Genomic DNA, 15,865 nt, shown 5'->3' with positions numbered 1-15,865 from the left:
CGCGACACCCTGTCGCGCGGCGCCGGAGCTCAGCTTGGCCGGGGCAGCCCGCCTGCGGCCTCGGAGACGTCCAACCGCGCGTTGCGGGTCGGGGCCTCGCGACGACCGGCGGCGGGTCGAGGTCAGGCCGGACCGCCAGCCGACCCGGCGCGATGCCTAATCGACGACGAGCGCTCGCCGGTCGCGGTCGGCCGACAACATGCTCGGCTTCGGCACGAACAGCCAGGCGCGCTGACGGAACTCCTTCACCGCAACGTCGTGCGGCGTGAGCTCGGTCGGTCGCATACTCGTGTAGCCGGCGAGGACGACGTCCTCGTACACGCGTTGCGACAGCAGCGCGGCGACGAACGTGACGTTGGGATCGCTGCTGGCCAGGGCCGTGCGTACGATCGTGGAGTCGAGGAGCCGGTGCGCATCGTTCATCGGACGACCGCACCCGCCGGTGGCGCCAACCTCGGTAATGGGTCCGATGTGGATACCCACCCGCAATCGCAGGCGTAGACCGCGATCGATGGCGCGCAACGTGCGGTCGTGCTCGGCCAACACCAGTTGCAGTTGCCGCAGGAACGGGTCGACCAACCATGGCAGTCGATGGGGGTCCACGCCAAGGACGTAGCCGTCGCCGACCTGGCGACGGAACCGCGAATTCTGCCAGAACCTGGTTAACCCGCACCGGGTCAGGGTCTTCTGCAGCACCTGGGGTACGTCGCCGGCCAGGTCCGGCTGGCAGCGACTAGGGTTGCCGTTGAACTTCTCGCAGTCCACCACGAGCACCGCTCGGTAGGGTGGTAGGTCCATCGTCGAACACGGATCTGATCGCATGCCAGTCTCTTTTCGTGATGGGTCCGCGCATCGCTACCTCCGAGCACTGCCGGCGAAGTCGAGCGGGCCACCCGCCATCGCGTCCGCACACGACCGGCAGACCGGGTCTGCGCAGTGGGTGACGCTCTGGTCAGCCGCGATGGCCGCCGTAGCCGCGGCCAGCGTCTCCCGCGCTGGAAACGCCTGCCAGACTGACGATCCCACCCACCTCGTGGCGGCGAGAGGGCGCAACGTCGGTGTCAGACGGGGAAAGCCCTCCGAGCAGGACCCAACCTCGGCCGTCACCGTGGCTCCTTCGGCGTCACGCGCCCAGCGCACGAAGAGGCGGCGACCCGACTGCTGCTCGGCGAGGTGGATTGCGGTCATCCGGTTGAGGCCGACCCCGATCAACAGGATCCTGCCGTCCCGCGCGGCGAGCTCCCGGATGGGCTCGTAGACGTTGGTCGGACGCTGGGACTCGACCAGGCCGGCGGCGAGCGGTCCGACCGCGGCGAACGAGTTCAGCGGATGGCGGCCGCGTGCCACGTCCGGGCGGGCGAGCACGACCTTTGGAAAGACGCCGAGGTGGTCGTTGACCAGTCCACAATCGACGGTGTACGGCTCGTCTCTCGGCGCGGTGGCCGGCGGGTTCGCGTAGTCGATGCCGTTGCGGAGCGGGCGCGCAGACGGCGGGGCCGCCACACCGAACTGCGGCTCGCTGAAGGAGGGCACCAGTACGGTGGCGCCCAGTGACAGCAGTGTGTCCAGCAGTGTGTCGCCTGCCACGGGTGCCCCGAACGAGCGCAGTGACGCGTGGACCAGGACCGGGCGGTCGGCCAGGTCGAGCTCGTCGGCGGCCGCGTGCAGTTGTTCTCGCGAGATCACGGTTCTCTCCGTTCTATCAGACGTAGTGGTGTGCTTCGATGACGCGGCCGGCGCGCAGCTCGCTGAGCGCCTGGCGGGTCTTGTCCGTGTCCGGGTGGTCGTCGCCGAGTGCGCGCCGCCGCCGTGCCAGCACGTCTTCGTAGGCGGTGATCGCGGCCGCCGTCCTGCCCATCCCGGCCATGGTCCATGCGAGTTCGTGGGCGGCCAGCAGTGTTTCGGGATGGTCGGGCTCCAGCACCCGCTCACGCAACGCGAGCACCTTCCGGTAGCGGGCCGCCGCTTCCTCCCACCTGCGCTGCTTGGCGCTGACCCACGCCAGCTCGTGCTGTGTCGCGATGGTCTGCTGGTGCTCCTCCCCCAGCTCGCGCCCGCGGTCGGCCAGCACCTCGACCAGAACGGCACGTGCTTCCGCGAGCCGGCCCTGGTTCGCCACCGCCCATGCCAGTTCGTGCCGCGTGGTGAGGGTCTCCGCCGCGTGCGGCCCCAGGACCGCGAGGGTGTCGTGGAGAGCCCGCCGGTACCTGGCCTCGGCCAGCGGCCAGCGGCCCTGGCACGCGGTGATCCAGGCCAGCTCGTGACGGCTCGCCACGAGATCGGGGTCGTCGGCCGCCAGCACGCGCTCGCGGGCTTCGAGAGTCGCCGTGTACATGCGCTCGGCCTCGTCCAGGTCCCCCTGCTCCGCGACGGCCCAGGCGAGCTGGTGCCGAACGGCGAGCATCCCGGGGTGGTCCGCACCCAGTGCCGCGCACCGCGCCAAGGCCTTGTGACACATGGCCTTGGCCGCCTTGCTCGCGCCGCTGCGACTGAATGCGCGCGCGGTCTCCGCTACGGTCGACGCGAGCATGACCTGGTGGTCTTGGTCCACGTGCGCCGCCGAGGCGTCAAGGAGCGCCAGCAGGTGTTGGCCGAGCTGCCGGTACGTCGGCCAGTGCGCCGGCTGGTCGTAGCGAAGGCCCCGCACCGCGCCGGCCAGCATCTCGACCGCCCGATGGTGGATCGGCGCCGCCTCCGGCCCGGCTAGCGAGGTCCGGCTCGCGTCGGTTACCACCGGATGGACGTTGACGGCGCCATCCGGCCCGTCCTGGAGCAGCCCGACGCCGCGCAGCCCGCGCAACGCGTCCGCCAGCGGGCCGTCATCGGGTGGGCCGGTTTCGAGCAAGTCCAGTGGGATCGCCGTCGACGCGTAGCAGCTCGCGAGCCGCAGCACCGTCCGCGCCTGCGGGATGCCGTGGTGCGCGAGGCTGTCCAACGAGATCTTGGTCATCATGGGCACCGCGGCACCCGCGCCGACGGCGGCGCTGTACGCGGTGAACGTCGACCAGCGAGTGGTGTCCGAAGACAGGTAGGTCCCCGCGAGGTGCAGGGCGAGCGGGAGCCGGTCGAGCCGGCGCGCCAGGGCCCTGGCCTGCCGCTCGTCGCCCGCCGCGGGCGCGAGGTCGCGAAGCACCTGCGCGGCGTCGGCCTCCGCGAGCGGACCAAGCCGGTGCACCCGCGCCGCAGCCCACATCCTCGCGTCGTTCTCCCTACTGGTCACCAGCACCAGGCCGCGTCGTGACGGCCGGACCCAGCCCCTGGCGTCCTGGACGCCCGCCGGTGATACGGGGAGGGACAGCACGCGGGGGTCGTCAGCGTTGTCGAACACCAGCAGCCACTCGCCGTGAACCTGGTCCAGCAGGCGCCAGAACCGGTCGGGTGCGTCATCCTTGCCACGCACGATGGCGTTGACGTCGTGTGTAGAGGCGCCGAGCTGACGCGCGACCGCTACCAGGCCCATCGACAGGCTGGCCGAGTCGGTCGCCGGCACCCACCACACCCGACGGTCCCCGTCGCGCACGCGGGCTGCCAGAGCCCTCGCCACGGTCGACTTGCCGACGCCGCCCGGCCCGGTGAGCACCACAGGACCGCGCTCCGGCAACCGTGACAGCTCGTTCAACAGCTCCTGTCGGCCACGCAGCTCAACCCGCACCGGCGACACAGGGTGCTCTGTCACGATCTCGACGTTCTCGTCAACCCACGCCGTGAATTGCGCGAGCCCGCGCTCGACGTTGTACTGCGGGGCGGACGTGCCGGCTGCACGAGTACGCCGGTACGCCTCCGCGAAAGTCATGCCATCGACCGGCTCATTGGCGTTCATCAGCATCCCCCGTGGTCTCGTCGTTGGTATCGGTGCTCGACATCAGGTGGCCGAGGTCAGCGCGCAGACGGCGTCGCACCACAAGCAGGTGCCCGCGCACGGTGCTCGGCGCGATGCCCAGGCGGGCCGCGATCTCGGCGGTGCGCCACTCCTTCTGCCATGCGAGGAAAGCGATCCTCTGGCGCAGCACCGACATCTGGCCGATGTGCGCCCAACACTGCGCCAGTGCGGCCGCTTGTGCCACGACCTCGGCGGGGTCGGGCGCTGACCCGGTCCTCGGGTCGTCCGGTGTCGGGTCGACACGGCAGGTCTTCCGCCGCTCGTCGACCGCCTTGTTGCGCAGCACTGTGTACAGCCATCTCCTGCGGTCCTCCGGCGCGCGTCGGCTGAGCGTGTCCCAGGCGCGGGCCGCCTCCTGGAAGGTGATCTGCACGAGGTCGGCGGCTTCGCAGCCGACGGGCCGCAGTGTCAACGCGAAGCGGCCCAGGTCGGGGGCGGCCTGCGAGAACAGCTCGAGCAGGTCGGCACGTTGCTCCTTGGTCAACCGCATCACACATCTCCATCGGGCAAGCACGCTTGGTCGTTCGGTCGGCCAGCAAAACGGTGCTCGGCGCGGCGTTGACGAAACTGGCATGCGACATGTGGCTCGGCACGGACGCCGTCGCGGGGACGGTCGACTCGAACACCACCGACGTGGTCGCGGAGCGGTTCAACAACACACTCCATGGACGCCAGTTTCGCCGCGTGTCGGAACAGGTGGCGGAGCTTGTCGCCGACCGCGTGGGACCACTGGCCAACGGGGAGTTCCGCGACCTGCCAGAGCATGAACGGCTCGCCGCGATCGACGCGGCACGGGACACGCTCGACGCGGTCGGGTTGTGCCAGCCGCCCCAATCAAACCCGCGTGTGTCGGCGGCACCGCACTCGCGAGGCACGATTGCCCCATAATCTCTGACAGAGATAACCAGCGATCGCCGCACACAACAGTCGAGGTCGTCGAACCGACATCGCGGCGATCATGAGCACCGCGCCCGAGCCCGAACCCGCATCACCAGCACGCTACGGGTATGAAATCGGCCGACACTTCACCCACATCGGACGGTCTAGCGAAGGCGGGTGCGGATCGGAACGCGGCCCGCTCGTGGGCCCGTGGTGGTGAGCAGCGGTGCGGCCGGTCGCTCGACGGGACCGCCGAGCTCGACCGTCAGCTCCTGTGCGGCGGCTCTGACCTCTGCGGCCATCGCCTCGCCTCGGTCCGGGACGCCGCCCGTCGGCACCGAGACGCCGACCGCGCCGATGGGGCGGCCTCGATGGTTGAACACCGGCGCTGCCGCGCCCCACACCCCGGGCCACCGGTCGCCCGTGCCGCTGGTGTAGCCGCGCTGCGCGACCTCCAGCAGCTCCTGGTAGAGCGCCTTGCGCGCGGGCGGCGTGTAGGCGGCCGGCGCCTGCGTCTCGATGATCTTGTCGACCTCGGCCCTCGTCAGCCACGCCAGCACGGCGTGGCCCGTGCGTGTCTCCAGCGGGCCGTAGTGCCCGCCGAGCGGAATGTGTGTGCGGACCGGCTTGTCCGGCTCCGCCTGCCCCGAGTAGGTGAGCCAGCCGTTCTCGAACGTCGCGAACACGACCGTCTCGTCGATGGTCTCCGCGAGGTCGCGCAGGACGCGGTCGGTGACCTCGTGCAGCCCGATGGAGTCGTTCACCGCGCATCCCAGCCGCCACACGAGAAACGTCGCGTGCCACTTGCGGTCCTCGTCCTGGAGCACGAACCCCTCGTCGCGCATGAGCCGCAGCATGCGCAGCAGCGTCGGCGGGTTCAGGCCGGTGATGCCGGACAACGCGGTCAGGGTGAGCGGACCGCGCTCGCAGACGGCGACCAGCACCCGCAACGTCCGGTTGATCGCCCCGTCCGCCGCCGGACTCTGCCCAGCTGAATCGGATTTCACTCAGTAACAGTAGCGCCTGCGCGCCAGTCGCGGAGCACTTCCTCGGTGTGTTCGCCGGACCGAGGGGGACGGGGAAGCGGTGGCCGACGGTGGCCGGAGAACCGTGGCGCGCGGGCGGGTTGGACGATCCCGTCCCGCTCGACGACGCCCCCGCGTGCGGCGATCTGGGGGTCGTCGACCGCGGCCCGCAGGCTGCGCACCGGGGAGACGCACGCGTCGGTGTGGTCGAAGGTCGCGGTCCACTCCGCCTGGGTGCGCTCGCGGAACCGGGCGGCGATCCTGGCGCGCAGCGCAGGCCAGCTCGCCTCGTCGTGCTGCCGGTCGAGCGGCTCGTCGAGCTCCAGACCGGCGACGAACGCGGCGTAGAACGGCGACTCGATCGCGCCGACCGCCATGTGCTCGCCGTCCGCGGTCTCGTAGACGCCGTAGAACGGGGCCGCGCCGCCGTCGAGCATGTTGGTGCCGCGCCGGTCGGTCCAGTCGCCCACCGCCAGCCGGGCGCGGGTGCTGGCCAGCAGGTGCCCGACGCCGTCGACGATCGCGGCGTCGACGACCTGTCCCCGTCCGGTGCGGTCGGCCTCACGCAACGCCGCCAGCAGGCCGACGACCAGGTACATGCCGCCGCCCGCGAAGTCGCCTAGCAGGTTCAGCGGGACCTGGGGCGGGCCGTCCCGGCCGCCGATCGCGTACAGGGCACCGGTGATCGCGATGTAGTTGATGTCGTGCCCGGCCGTAGTGGCTCGCGGGCCGTCCGGTCCCCAGCCGGTCATCCGGCCGTAGACGAGCGCGGGGTTCTCCCGCCACAGGTCGTCCGGGCCGAGGCCCAGTCGCTCGGCCACGCCCGGGCGGAAGCCCTCCACCGTGGCGTGTGCGTTGCGCGCCAGCCTGCGGGCCGTCGCGAGATCGCCGGGGTCCTTCAGGTCCAGCGCGACGGAGCGCTTCCCCCGGTTGAGGAGGTTCTGCGTGTCCCCGCCCGGGAAGATCGACGTCGCACCGGGACGGTCGACGCGGACGACGTCGGCGCCAAGGTCGGCGAGCAGCATCGTCGCGAACGGGCCGGGCCCGATGCCCCCGAGTTCCAGTATCCGCAGCCCGGCCAACGGGCCCGCCGTGTACGGCTCACGTTCTTCCGGCATCGCTAGAGGCCCATCGACTTGGCGATGATCGACTTCATGACCTCGCTGGTGCCGCCGTAGATGCGGGAGACCCTGGCGTCGGCGTAGAGGCGGCAGATGTCGTAGTCCCGGACGTACCCGTAGCCGCCGTGCAGTTGCAGGCACGCGTCGACCACGCGGCCCTGCATCTCGGTGCAGAAGAGCTTGACCTTCGCCGCGTCGGCGGGTGACAGCGCGCCGTTCTCGTGGTCGGCGATCGCCCGGTCCACGGCGATCTGGCCGACCGTCACCTGTGTCTCCAGGTCCGCGAGGACGAACTTCGTGTTCTGGAACCCCGACAGCGGCCTGCCGAACACCTCCCGGTCCCGCACGTACGCGACGGTCACCGCCAGCGCGGCGGCCGCCTGCGCCTGCGCGTTCACCGCGATCGACAGTCGCTCCTGCGCCAGGTTCCCCGTCAGGTACTCGAAGGCCCGTCCCTCCTCGCCGAGCAGGTTCTCGTGCGGCACCACCACGTCCTCGAAGAACAGCTCCGTGGTGTCCTGAGTGAGCAGGCCCAGCTTCTTGAGGTTGCGGCCCCGGCCGAACCCGGCCATGCCCTCCTCGACGACCAGCAGCGACAGACCGCCCCGCCGGTTCTCCTCGTGCGACGTGCGGGCGACGACCACGACCATTTCGGCCTGGCTGCCCCCGCTGATGAACGTCTTGGCACCGTTCACCACCCAGCCCTCGGCGGTCCGCCGCGCCGTGGTCGTCATGCCTGCGAGGTCGGAACCCGTGCCCGGCTCGGTCATCGCGATCGCCGACATCAGCTCGCCGCTCGCCATGCCGGGCAGCCAACGCGCCTGCTGCTCCTCGTTCGCGTACGCCAGGACGTAGGGCATCACGACGTCGGTGTGCACCCGCAGCGCGCCGAGCGTCGAGCGGCTGTAGGCGATCTGCTCGGTCACCACGCAGTTGAACAGGAACGACGACTCCCCCGCCCCGCCGAACCTCGCGGGCACCTGGATGCCCGTGACGCCCAGCTTGCCGACCTCTCGGTAGAGGTCGCGCGGCACCGCGCCGGCCTCCTCCCACTCGGCCATGTGCGGCACGACCTCGTTGGTGAGGAACGCGCGCAGCGTCGCGGCGAACGCGTCGTGCTCCGGGCCGTAGATCGTCCTCTGCATCGGATTCCCTTTCCCTAACACAGTTCGCGGAGCACCTCGACCGCGCGCGGGCCGTCGGAGCCCGCGTTCACGTTGACCCGGAAGTCGGTCACCCCGGCGGCCCGGTAGGCGGCGAGCCGGTCGGCCACGTACGAGCGCGGCCCGCAGACCGTGAGCGCCTCGACGAGCCCGTCGGACAGGGCGGCCGCTGCGTCGGCCTGCCTGCCGTCGAGGTAGAGCCGCTGCACACGGTCGGCGTCCTCGGTGAAGCCGTAGCGGCGGACGAGGTCGTTGTAGAAGTTGGCGTTCGCCGCCCCCATGCCGCCGAGGTAGCGGGCGAGCGACGGGCGGGCCTTGTCGCGTGCGGTCCTCACGGCAGCCGTGTCGCCGGTGGTGACCTCGACGTGCGCACCGGCGGCGATCCGCAGCGGCGGCAGCGCCGGATCCCGTCGCGCCGCACCGGCCAGGAGGTCGTCGCCCCAGACGCGGTCGGCGAGTTCTGGCACGAACAGGGTCGGCAACCAGCCGTGGGCGATCTCGGCGGCGAGCGCGACGTTGCGTGGTCCGAGGCTCGCGAGCCACACCGGGATGTCGGCCCGCACCGGACGGGTCATCAGCTTGAGCGGCCTGCTGTCCGACAGCGGCACCTGGACGGTCTTCCCGTCGTGGCGCAGGATCTCGCGTCGCCACACGCTGCGGCACACCTCGACGACCTCACGCGTGCGGCGCAGCGGCCGGTCGAACGCGACACCGTGCCAGCCCTCCACGACCTGCGGCCCGGACGCGCCGAGGCCCAGCTCGAACCGCCCGCCGCAGAGCTCGTCGAGCGCGGCCGCGGACTGCGCGAGCAACGCGGGGCTGCGGCTGAAGACGTTGAGCACGCCGGCACCGAGCCGCACGCGGGAGGTGAGCGCGGCACAGAACCCGAGCACGGACACGGCGTCGCGGCCGTAGGCCTCCGGCACCCACACCATGTCGGCGCCTGCCGCCTCGACGTCACGCAGATAGCCCGGCAACGCGGCGGTGCCTGCGGTGAGATCGACGTTGACCGACAGGCCGAAGTAGTTCATATCCGATTCCCCTTGCCCCGCCACAGTTCCTCGCGCACGACCCGGCGCAGCAGCTTGCCGACGTCCGAACGCGGCACGGCGGCACGGAACTCGATGGTGCGCGGCAGCTTGAAGCCGGCGAGGTGGTCACGCAGGTAGGCGCGGAGGTCCTCGTCGTTCGCCCCGGCACCGGCACGGAGCACGACCACGGCGTGGACCCGTTCGCCCCACTCGGGATCCGGGGCGCCGACGACGCAGGCGTCGAGCACGTCGGGGTGGCCCGCGAGGGCCTGCTCGATCTCGGCCGGGTAGATGTTCACGCCGCCCGAGATGATCGTGTCGGAACCGCGGTCGCACAGGTACAGATAGCCGTCCGCGTCCAGGTAGCCGATGTCGCCCAGACTGGTGTGGCCGGCGTCCCGTGTGGCGGCGGTCTTGGCGGGGTCACGGTGGTACTCGAAGGCCATGGCGGCGTTGGCGAAGTATACCCTGCCGATCTCGCCAGCGGGCAGGTCCTGCCCGTCCTGGTCGAGGATGCGCAGGGCGACGCCAGCGCGGGCCCTGCCGACGCTGCCGGGGTGGGTGAGCCAGTCGGCTGCGTCGATGAACGTGGCGCTGCCCTCGGTGCCGCCGTAGATCTCGTGGATGATCGGGCCGAACCACTCGATCATCGCGCGTTTGACCGGGATCGGGCACGGGGCGGCGGTGTGGACGACCGACCGCAGGGACGACACGTCGGCGGCCCGCCGTTCGGCCGGGTCGATGGCGAGCCACTGGGTGAACATCAGCGGCACGACGTAGGTCCAGGTGATCGCGTCGGTCTCGATCGCCGTCAGGGCGGTCCTGGCGTCCCATTTCGGGAGGATGCGGACGGTGTGGCCGACGTCGAGGGCCTGGACGGCGTAGGCGAGCGGGGCGGCGTGGTACATCGGGGCCACCGAGAGGTAACGGCCGTCCTCGTGCTCGGCGTGGTAGAGCCGGGCGCGGGCGACGACCATGGCCGCCGCCTCCTCCGGCGTGCCGGGGGGCAGCGGACGGCGCACGCCCTTGGGGCGGCCGGTGGTGCCGGAGGTGTAGAGCATGCGTTGTCCTGCACCGCGGCCCGAGGGCTCCTCGGTGCCGATGCCCTCCGTCAGGTCGGTTCCACGACGCACACCGTCCGCCGTGGACTCGGCGTCGAGGACGACGACGCGGTCGGGTGGCAGGCAGGCGTCCGCCGCGGCGGCCCGTGCGAGCGGCAGCAGCGCATGGACGGTCAGCAGCATGGTGGCGTCGGCGTCGCGCAGGATGTAGCCGAGCTCTGGTGCGGTGAGGTGCCAGTTGAGCGGGGTGAAGTACAGGGGCAGCTGGGTCACCGCGCGTTCGGCGAGGACGATGTGGCGGCCGTTGGGCAGCAGGCCGGCGATGGTCTGCCCCGGCAGGACACCGGCCGCGAGCAGACCGCCTGCGAGGCGGTTGGCCTCGGCTTTCAGCGTCCCGTAGGTGATCGCGCCCGCGTCGTCGACGACGGCGACGCGGTCGGGGTCGGCAGCGGCGTAGTTGGCGAAGGTCCGCACGTCCTCACCGCCCCAACAGGTGTCGTGCCAGCAGGTCGCGGTGGTGCGCGGGGTCGCCGAGCAGGTGCGCCGATGCCTTGGCACGCTTGAGGTAGAGGTGTGCGTCGTGCTCCCAGGTGAAGCCGATGCCGCCGTGAACCTGGATGAGGTCGCCTGCGCAGGCGACGTAGGCGTCGGAGCAGAACGCCGTCGCGAGGCTCGCGGCCACCGCGACGTCCTTGGCGTGCGTGGCGACGGCGTCGACGAGGTGGTGCGCGGCGGAGCGTGCGGACTCGACGCGGGCGAGCATGTCGGCGCAGCGGTGCTTGATCGCCTGGTAGGAGCCGATGACGCGGCCGAACTGGACGCGCTGGGTGGCGTACCCGGCGGCGAGGTCGAGGCAGCGTTCCGCGCCGCCGACCTGGCTCGCCGCGAGGCAGGCGAGGGCGCAGGCGACCATGTGGTCCAGCACGTCCGTGTCCACGGGGGCGCCGGTCGAGGCGACGTCGGCGAGGCTCAGGGCGCCGATCGGCTGGGTCCGGTCGAGGCAGTCGAGGGGTTCGACCGTCACGCCCGGCGCGTCCTGGGCGATCGGGTGGACGCGTTGGCCGTCCGGCCCGGCGGCGACGACCAGGACCAGGTCGGCGGCGGGCAGGTCGGTGACGTAGGCGACCCGGCCGGTGAGGCGGCCGTGTTCCTCCCGCACGCCGATCCGGTCGGGGTGCCATCGGCCGCGGTCGTCGAGGAACGCGACCGTGGCGACGGTCGAGCCGTCGGCGATGCCGGGCAGGTACCGCGCCTTGACGTCGTCGTCGGCGAGCCCGGTCAGCAGGAGAGCCGCCAGCACCGAGGACGACAGGTACGGCGCCGCGACCACGAGCCTGCCGAGCTCCTCGCACACGAACGCGGCCTCGACGACCGAGGCGCCCGCTCCCCCGTACTCGGCGGGCACCATGAGCCCGGTCGCGCCCATCGCGGCCAGGCCGGACCAGGCCGTGGTGTCGAACGGCGGGCCGCCGTCGACGGCGATCCGGGTGACGGTCGTTGGCCAGGCGCGCTCAAGGTAGCGGCGTACCTCGGCCTTGAAGACCAGCTGTTCGCCGGTGGGTTCGAGCATCACAGCGCACCTGCCAGCTCGGCGATCATGTCCACCTGGTCGAGCGCGTCCTCGAAGAGCAGGGAGAGGAAGACGCCGTCGACGACCGGTGCCAGTTCGGCGAGCCGGTCCCGGCAGGTGCCGATGGTCCCGACGACGGCGAACCGGTCGAGGAGGTAGTCCTCGATGTCGGGGCGGTCGGCGAACATCGACGCGACCGGGTTGGCACCGGAACGGCCGTGCCAGGCGAAGTCGTAGGTCGCGTACCGCTCGGTGAGGACGTCCCGTATCGCGACGGGCACGTTCTTCCCGGCGAAGGTGGCGGCGAAGTTGAACCGGGAGGCGCTGATGGCGCGGGGCAGCATCCGCTGACGCAGCGCGGGGACCGCCGCCTCGTCGCGGGCGACGGCGAGGCGGACGGAGGCCCACAGCTCCCCAGAACCGCCCGCGGTGTCCCGAAGCCCGCGCAGGGCGACGAGATCACGCCCGGCACCCCCGATCACCCCGTCGGCACACCGGCCCGCGAGGGCGGCGGCGCGTGGCCCGCTGGCGGCGACGAGCAGCCGGACGTCGGGGACGGCCGCGCGGAGGCCGGTCAGTGCTTCTTCGAGGACGGGAAGTGGGGCGGGGTCGAGACCGAAGGTGCGAACCGCCGAGTCTCCCCGGCCCATCCCGACCACGAACCGCTCGGCGCCGAACGCGCGAGCGGCGCTCACGTGCACGGACAGGTGCCGGGTCACGGGGTTGGTGACGCTGGTGAACACGGTCAGTGTGGAGGTCACGGCGAGCGCGTCCGCGCAGGCGGCGTAGAGCTCGCCGTAGTGCGGGGAGTCGCCGATGCCCAGGCCCCACAGGCCGGCCTTCTCGGCGCGGCGGGCGACCTCACGGGTCAGCTCGGGACCGAGCGGGAGCCAGTTGGCGGCGAGCCTCATCCCACGACCTCCTGCCAGGGGGTCTTCCTCGTCGGGTCCGGTTCGCGGGGCAGGCCCAGCGCGCGCTCCGCCACCTGGTTGCGCAGCACCTCCGACGTGCCGCCCGCGATGGTCTTCGCCTGCACACGCAGATAGGCCCACACGTTCGACGCGGTCCACGTGTCGGCCGGGTCGCTGGCCACCGCCGACATCCCGGCCAGGTCGACGAACAGCTGTTGCAACCGCTTGGTGTGCTCCGCCTGCAGGATCTTGTTGTACGGCGCACCGCCCCGGATCTGGCCGCGCCCCGACGCGCGTTCCACCGCGCCCCGCAGGTTGTTCAACGCGATGACCCGGCTCTCGATCCACACCCGGACGAGTTCCTCGCGCTGCCCGGGGGACAGGTCCGCGCCCTGGTGCTCGATCAGCTCGTCGATGCCGCGGCCCACGACGGATCCGGGCGGTGCGGCACCCGTGCCGGAGCCCGCGGACCGCTCGAAGGCCAGCACACCGCGCACGACCTCCCACCCCGCACCCGGCTCACCGAGGCGCAGCGTGTCGGCCACGGCCACGCCGTCGAGGATCACCTCGAAGAACTCCGCGTCGCCGGTCATCTGGCGGATCGGGCGGATCGTCACGCCCGGCGCAGTCATGTCCACACAGAACGTCGTCAGGCCAGCGTGCTTGGGCACCGTGCCGTCCGTGCGGGCCAGCGCGAGGCCCCATTGCGCGAGATCCGCCCTGCTCGTCCACACCTTCGTGCCGTCCAGCACCCAGTGGTCCCCGTCGCGGCGTGCGCGGGTGCGGACCGCCGCGAGGTCGGAGCCGGCCTCTGGCTCGCTGAACAATTGGCACCACAGTGCCTCGTTCCGGGCGATCGGCGGCAGCAACCGGGCCTTCACCGCGTCGTCGCCGAAGCGCAGGATGGCGGGGCCGACCCAGGAGGTGCCGATGGCGCTGGACACGTTGCCGATCCGCCACCGCCGCAGTTCCGTCCGCACGGCGACGGCCTCGTCCGGGCCCAGCCCCCGGCCGCCGTAGGCGACCGGCCACTCCGGGGTCAGCCAGCCGTCGGCCGCCACGATCCGGACCACCTCGTCGGCGGCGGGTGAGGACGCGCACGCCTCCAACGCCGGGGTGTCGTCCTCGGCGGCGGCCCTGACCCATTCTGGCGGGAGCCGGTCGGCCAGCAACGCGCGGAAGGCGTCCCGCGACGGTGTCCCGGCCACGGTCTCGCTCACACCGGCTCCTGGCGGGTGCCGTTCGTCGTGGACACCGGCACGCGCTGGCTCGTGCGGCGGTCGAGCACCAGGCCGGCGAGCAGGTTGCGCATCACCTCGGCCGTGCCGCCGCCGATCGACAGGCCCCGCCCGTCGCGGAACAGCCGTTCCAGCGGCCAGCGGCGGGAGTAGCCGCGCGCGCCGTGGATCTGGATGGCGTCGTTCGTGACGCGCTGCACCATCTCGCTGGAGAAGAGCTTGGCCATCACGGTCTCGCGCTGCGGCGGGAAGCCGTCGCCTGCCGCACGCGCGGCACGCCACGTGAGCATGCGCGCGATGTCCACGTCCAGGCTCATGTCGGCGACCTTCCACTGCAGACCCTGGAAGTCGGCCAGCGGGCGGTCGAACTGCCTGCGCGCCTTGAGGTGCGCGATGCTCGCGTCGAGCGCGCCCTGGCCGAGCCCCGTGCACATGGCCGCGTTCCCGCACCGCTCCGGGTTGAACTGGTTGACCAGGATCGCCGCGCCCTGCTTGGAATCCGGCTCCGGCTTGATGAGGACGTCCTTCGGCTCGACCCGCACGCCGTCGAACCGGTACGCGCACTCGGCGACGCCTCGGATGCCCATCTTCGGGTCCACCACCGGCTCGGACATGCCCTCGGGGCGGCCCTCGACCACGACCGCGCCGATGCCGTACGGGCCGACGGTGCCGGGCAGCCGGCAGAACACGATGATCGTGTCGGCCTCGCGGCCTCCGGTGATCCAGCTCTTCAGCCCGTGCAACCGGTAGCCGTCGCCATCCGGACGCATCTCGGCACGCAGGTCGGTGCCCGCGGTCCCGGCGCCCGGCTCGCTCATGGCGATCGCGTAGTGCCGTTCGCCGGTCGCGATGCCGGGCAGCCAGCGCCGCCGCTGGTCCTCGTCACCCAGGACGTAGACCGCGCGCCACGGGCCGTTGAGGAACGGCTGCACGGCCATCGCGCTGGACAGGCACGCGGTGGCGAGCTCCTCGACGACGAGACAGCCGGTGAGCAGGCCCATGCCGCGCCCGCCGTACTCGGTCGGGAGCGTGACGTCGAGCAGACCCGCCTCGCGTACCGCGTCGAGCGAGCGGCGGGGGAACTGCTCGGTCTCGTCCCAGTGCCGCGCCCACGGCCGCAGCTCGGTGTCCGCGACCTCGCGGGCGAGGGCGCGGATCGCCCGCTCCTGCTCGGTGAGCTCCGACCACGACCCGGTGGTGGGGTCGGCCGAGCGGGTGTCGGGGTCGACCGGCTCCCAGACGTCGAGCAGGGAATCGAGATAGGGATCGGGGTTCATGCGGCGACCACCCTTGCGTCGAGTGCGATGAGTCGGGAGTCGACCTCCACCAACGGGTTGCACTCCACGAGTGCCAGGTCGTGGCGTACAGCGAGGCCGGTGAGCGTCGCGGCGGTGGCCGCGAGCAGGTCGGGCAGGTGGGCGTACCGGGCGCCGGCACGGGCGAAGACGACGGCGCGCAGCCGCTCGGCGAGCCACTCCGGTGGCGCGGTGGCCGGCACGGTGACGGTGCGTCCGATGAGCTCTACGTGTCCGCCACCGAGCCCGGCGGCGGTGACGAGGCCGAGCAGCGGGTCACGGCGCACGCCGACGAACAGTTCGGGGCCGGCACGCAGCTGGCGCGCGACGATCACGGACGGGGCGAGCGCGAGCAGGTCGGCGGCCGCCTCGGCGATGCCGTCGGGGCCGACGTCGAGCCGGATGCCACCGCTCGCGGCCTTGTGCGCCAGTGTCGGCAGGTTCGCCTTGAGGACGACGGGCCAGCCCAGCTCGGCGCCCGCCGCGACGGCGGCGTCGCGGGTGTCGACCTCGTGCCATGCGGCGACGGGCACGCCTGCGTCGGCGAGGAACCGCACGCTCGACGCGGTGTCGGTGGCGGTGAAGGCCGCACCGGTGCCGGGCGCGGGCAGCGTCACGGGCTTGTCGGCGCCACAGGCGACGAGCGCTCGCACGGCGTTGCACGCGGCGGCGAGGCTGGGCAGCACGGGCT

The 15,865-nt window shown here is 72.1% G+C and carries 15 protein-coding genes; 1 reads left to right on the top strand and 14 read right to left on the bottom strand.

The window, feature by feature from the left end; genetic code table 11:
- Positions 1 to 156: 156 nt before the first annotated feature.
- The 4 genes from WBA97_RS24655 to WBA97_RS24640 all read right to left on the bottom strand — a co-directional run bounded on the left by WBA97_RS24655 (position 157) and on the right by WBA97_RS24640 (position 4,370).
- Entirely contained in the window at positions 157 to 774 is a 618-nt protein-coding gene (locus tag WBA97_RS24655) for a hypothetical protein (RefSeq protein WP_424233286.1), read from the bottom strand.
- Between the two features lie 81 nt (positions 775 to 855).
- Positions 856 to 1,686 (bottom strand): AAC(3) family N-acetyltransferase, encoded by an 831-nt coding sequence (locus WBA97_RS24650; RefSeq protein WP_424233285.1) that lies wholly within the window; start codon positions 1,684 to 1,686, stop codon positions 856 to 858.
- 16 nt (positions 1,687 to 1,702) lie between these two features.
- Positions 1,703 to 3,676, bottom strand: a complete 1,974-nt coding sequence (locus tag WBA97_RS24645) for a tetratricopeptide repeat protein (RefSeq protein ID WP_424233284.1) — start codon at positions 3,674 to 3,676, stop codon at positions 1,703 to 1,705.
- Between the two features lie 130 nt (positions 3,677 to 3,806).
- Positions 3,807 to 4,370, bottom strand: coding sequence for an RNA polymerase sigma factor (locus WBA97_RS24640; protein WP_424233283.1), 564 nt, complete (start codon positions 4,368 to 4,370; stop codon positions 3,807 to 3,809).
- A gap of 68 nt (positions 4,371 to 4,438) precedes the next feature.
- Here WBA97_RS24640 and WBA97_RS24635 point away from each other — a divergent pair, with 68 nt between their 5' ends.
- Positions 4,439 to 4,768 carry a hypothetical protein gene (locus WBA97_RS24635; RefSeq protein WP_424233282.1) on the top strand — a complete coding sequence of 110 codons (330 nt, stop codon included), beginning with the start codon at positions 4,439 to 4,441 and terminating at the stop codon, positions 4,766 to 4,768.
- A gap of 155 nt (positions 4,769 to 4,923) precedes the next feature.
- Here the strand turns inward: WBA97_RS24635 and WBA97_RS24630 are convergent, their stop codons facing one another.
- The 10 genes from WBA97_RS24630 to WBA97_RS24585 all read right to left on the bottom strand — a co-directional run.
- Positions 4,924 to 5,766 carry an IclR family transcriptional regulator gene (locus tag WBA97_RS24630; RefSeq protein ID WP_424233281.1) on the bottom strand — a complete coding sequence of 281 codons (843 nt, stop codon included), beginning with the start codon at positions 5,764 to 5,766 and terminating at the stop codon, positions 4,924 to 4,926.
- Positions 5,763 to 6,902 (bottom strand): CaiB/BaiF CoA transferase family protein, encoded by a 1,140-nt coding sequence (locus tag WBA97_RS24625; protein ID WP_424233280.1) that lies wholly within the window; start codon positions 6,900 to 6,902, stop codon positions 5,763 to 5,765. Before WBA97_RS24625 ends, WBA97_RS24630 begins: the two co-directional genes overlap by 4 nt.
- Positions 6,903 to 6,904: 2 nt before the next feature.
- Positions 6,905 to 8,050 (bottom strand): acyl-CoA dehydrogenase family protein, encoded by a 1,146-nt coding sequence (locus tag WBA97_RS24620; protein WP_424233279.1) that lies wholly within the window; start codon positions 8,048 to 8,050, stop codon positions 6,905 to 6,907.
- A 14-nt stretch (positions 8,051 to 8,064) separates the two neighbouring features.
- Positions 8,065 to 9,099, bottom strand: a complete 1,035-nt coding sequence (locus tag WBA97_RS24615; RefSeq protein ID WP_424233278.1) for an LLM class F420-dependent oxidoreductase — start codon at positions 9,097 to 9,099, stop codon at positions 8,065 to 8,067.
- A complete protein-coding gene (locus tag WBA97_RS24610) occupies positions 9,096 to 10,634 on the bottom strand; it encodes an AMP-binding protein (protein WP_424233277.1) in 1,539 nt (512 codons plus the stop codon). The genes WBA97_RS24615 and WBA97_RS24610 overlap by 4 nt, the downstream gene beginning before the upstream one ends.
- A gap of 4 nt (positions 10,635 to 10,638) precedes the next feature.
- Positions 10,639 to 11,730 carry an acyl-CoA dehydrogenase family protein gene (locus WBA97_RS24605; RefSeq protein ID WP_424233276.1) on the bottom strand — a complete coding sequence of 364 codons (1,092 nt, stop codon included), beginning with the start codon at positions 11,728 to 11,730 and terminating at the stop codon, positions 10,639 to 10,641.
- Positions 11,730 to 12,641, bottom strand: a complete 912-nt coding sequence (locus WBA97_RS24600) for an LLM class flavin-dependent oxidoreductase (protein WP_424233275.1) — start codon at positions 12,639 to 12,641, stop codon at positions 11,730 to 11,732. Before WBA97_RS24600 ends, WBA97_RS24605 begins: the two co-directional genes overlap by 1 nt.
- Positions 12,638 to 13,861, bottom strand: a complete 1,224-nt coding sequence (locus tag WBA97_RS24595; RefSeq protein ID WP_424233274.1) for an acyl-CoA dehydrogenase family protein — start codon at positions 13,859 to 13,861, stop codon at positions 12,638 to 12,640. Before WBA97_RS24595 ends, WBA97_RS24600 begins: the two co-directional genes overlap by 4 nt.
- Complete coding sequence (locus tag WBA97_RS24590; protein ID WP_424233273.1) at positions 13,858 to 15,156, bottom strand: acyl-CoA dehydrogenase family protein; 1,299 nt, start codon at positions 15,154 to 15,156, stop codon at positions 13,858 to 13,860. Before WBA97_RS24590 ends, WBA97_RS24595 begins: the two co-directional genes overlap by 4 nt.
- A partial coding sequence (locus WBA97_RS24585) for an acetate--CoA ligase family protein (protein ID WP_424233272.1) occupies positions 15,153 to 15,865 on the bottom strand: 713 nt, incomplete at its 5' end. The genes WBA97_RS24585 and WBA97_RS24590, both read right to left, overlap by 4 nt.

It is taken from the genome of Actinophytocola sp. (assembly GCF_049647105.1).
Classification (GTDB): Bacteria; Actinomycetota; Actinomycetes; order Mycobacteriales; family Pseudonocardiaceae; genus Actinophytocola.
This window is presented reverse-complemented; position numbering and strand designations above follow the sequence as displayed.

Coding starts and splice junctions, on each gene's coding strand:
- WBA97_RS24615 (WP_424233278.1), bottom strand. CDS start 9,099: ATGAACTACTTCGGCCTGTCGGTCAACGTCGATCTCACCGCAGGCACC.
- WBA97_RS24620 (WP_424233279.1), bottom strand. CDS start 8,050: ATGCAGAGGACGATCTACGGCCCGGAGCACGACGCGTTCGCCGCGACG.
- WBA97_RS24590 (WP_424233273.1), bottom strand. CDS start 15,156: ATGAACCCCGATCCCTATCTCGATTCCCTGCTCGACGTCTGGGAGCCG.
- WBA97_RS24640 (WP_424233283.1), bottom strand. CDS start 4,370: ATGCGGTTGACCAAGGAGCAACGTGCCGACCTGCTCGAGCTGTTCTCG.
- WBA97_RS24605 (WP_424233276.1), bottom strand. CDS start 11,730: ATGCTCGAACCCACCGGCGAACAGCTGGTCTTCAAGGCCGAGGTACGC.
- WBA97_RS24625 (WP_424233280.1), bottom strand. CDS start 6,902: ATGCCGGAAGAACGTGAGCCGTACACGGCGGGCCCGTTGGCCGGGCTG.
- WBA97_RS24600 (WP_424233275.1), bottom strand. CDS start 12,641: ATGAGGCTCGCCGCCAACTGGCTCCCGCTCGGTCCCGAGCTGACCCGT.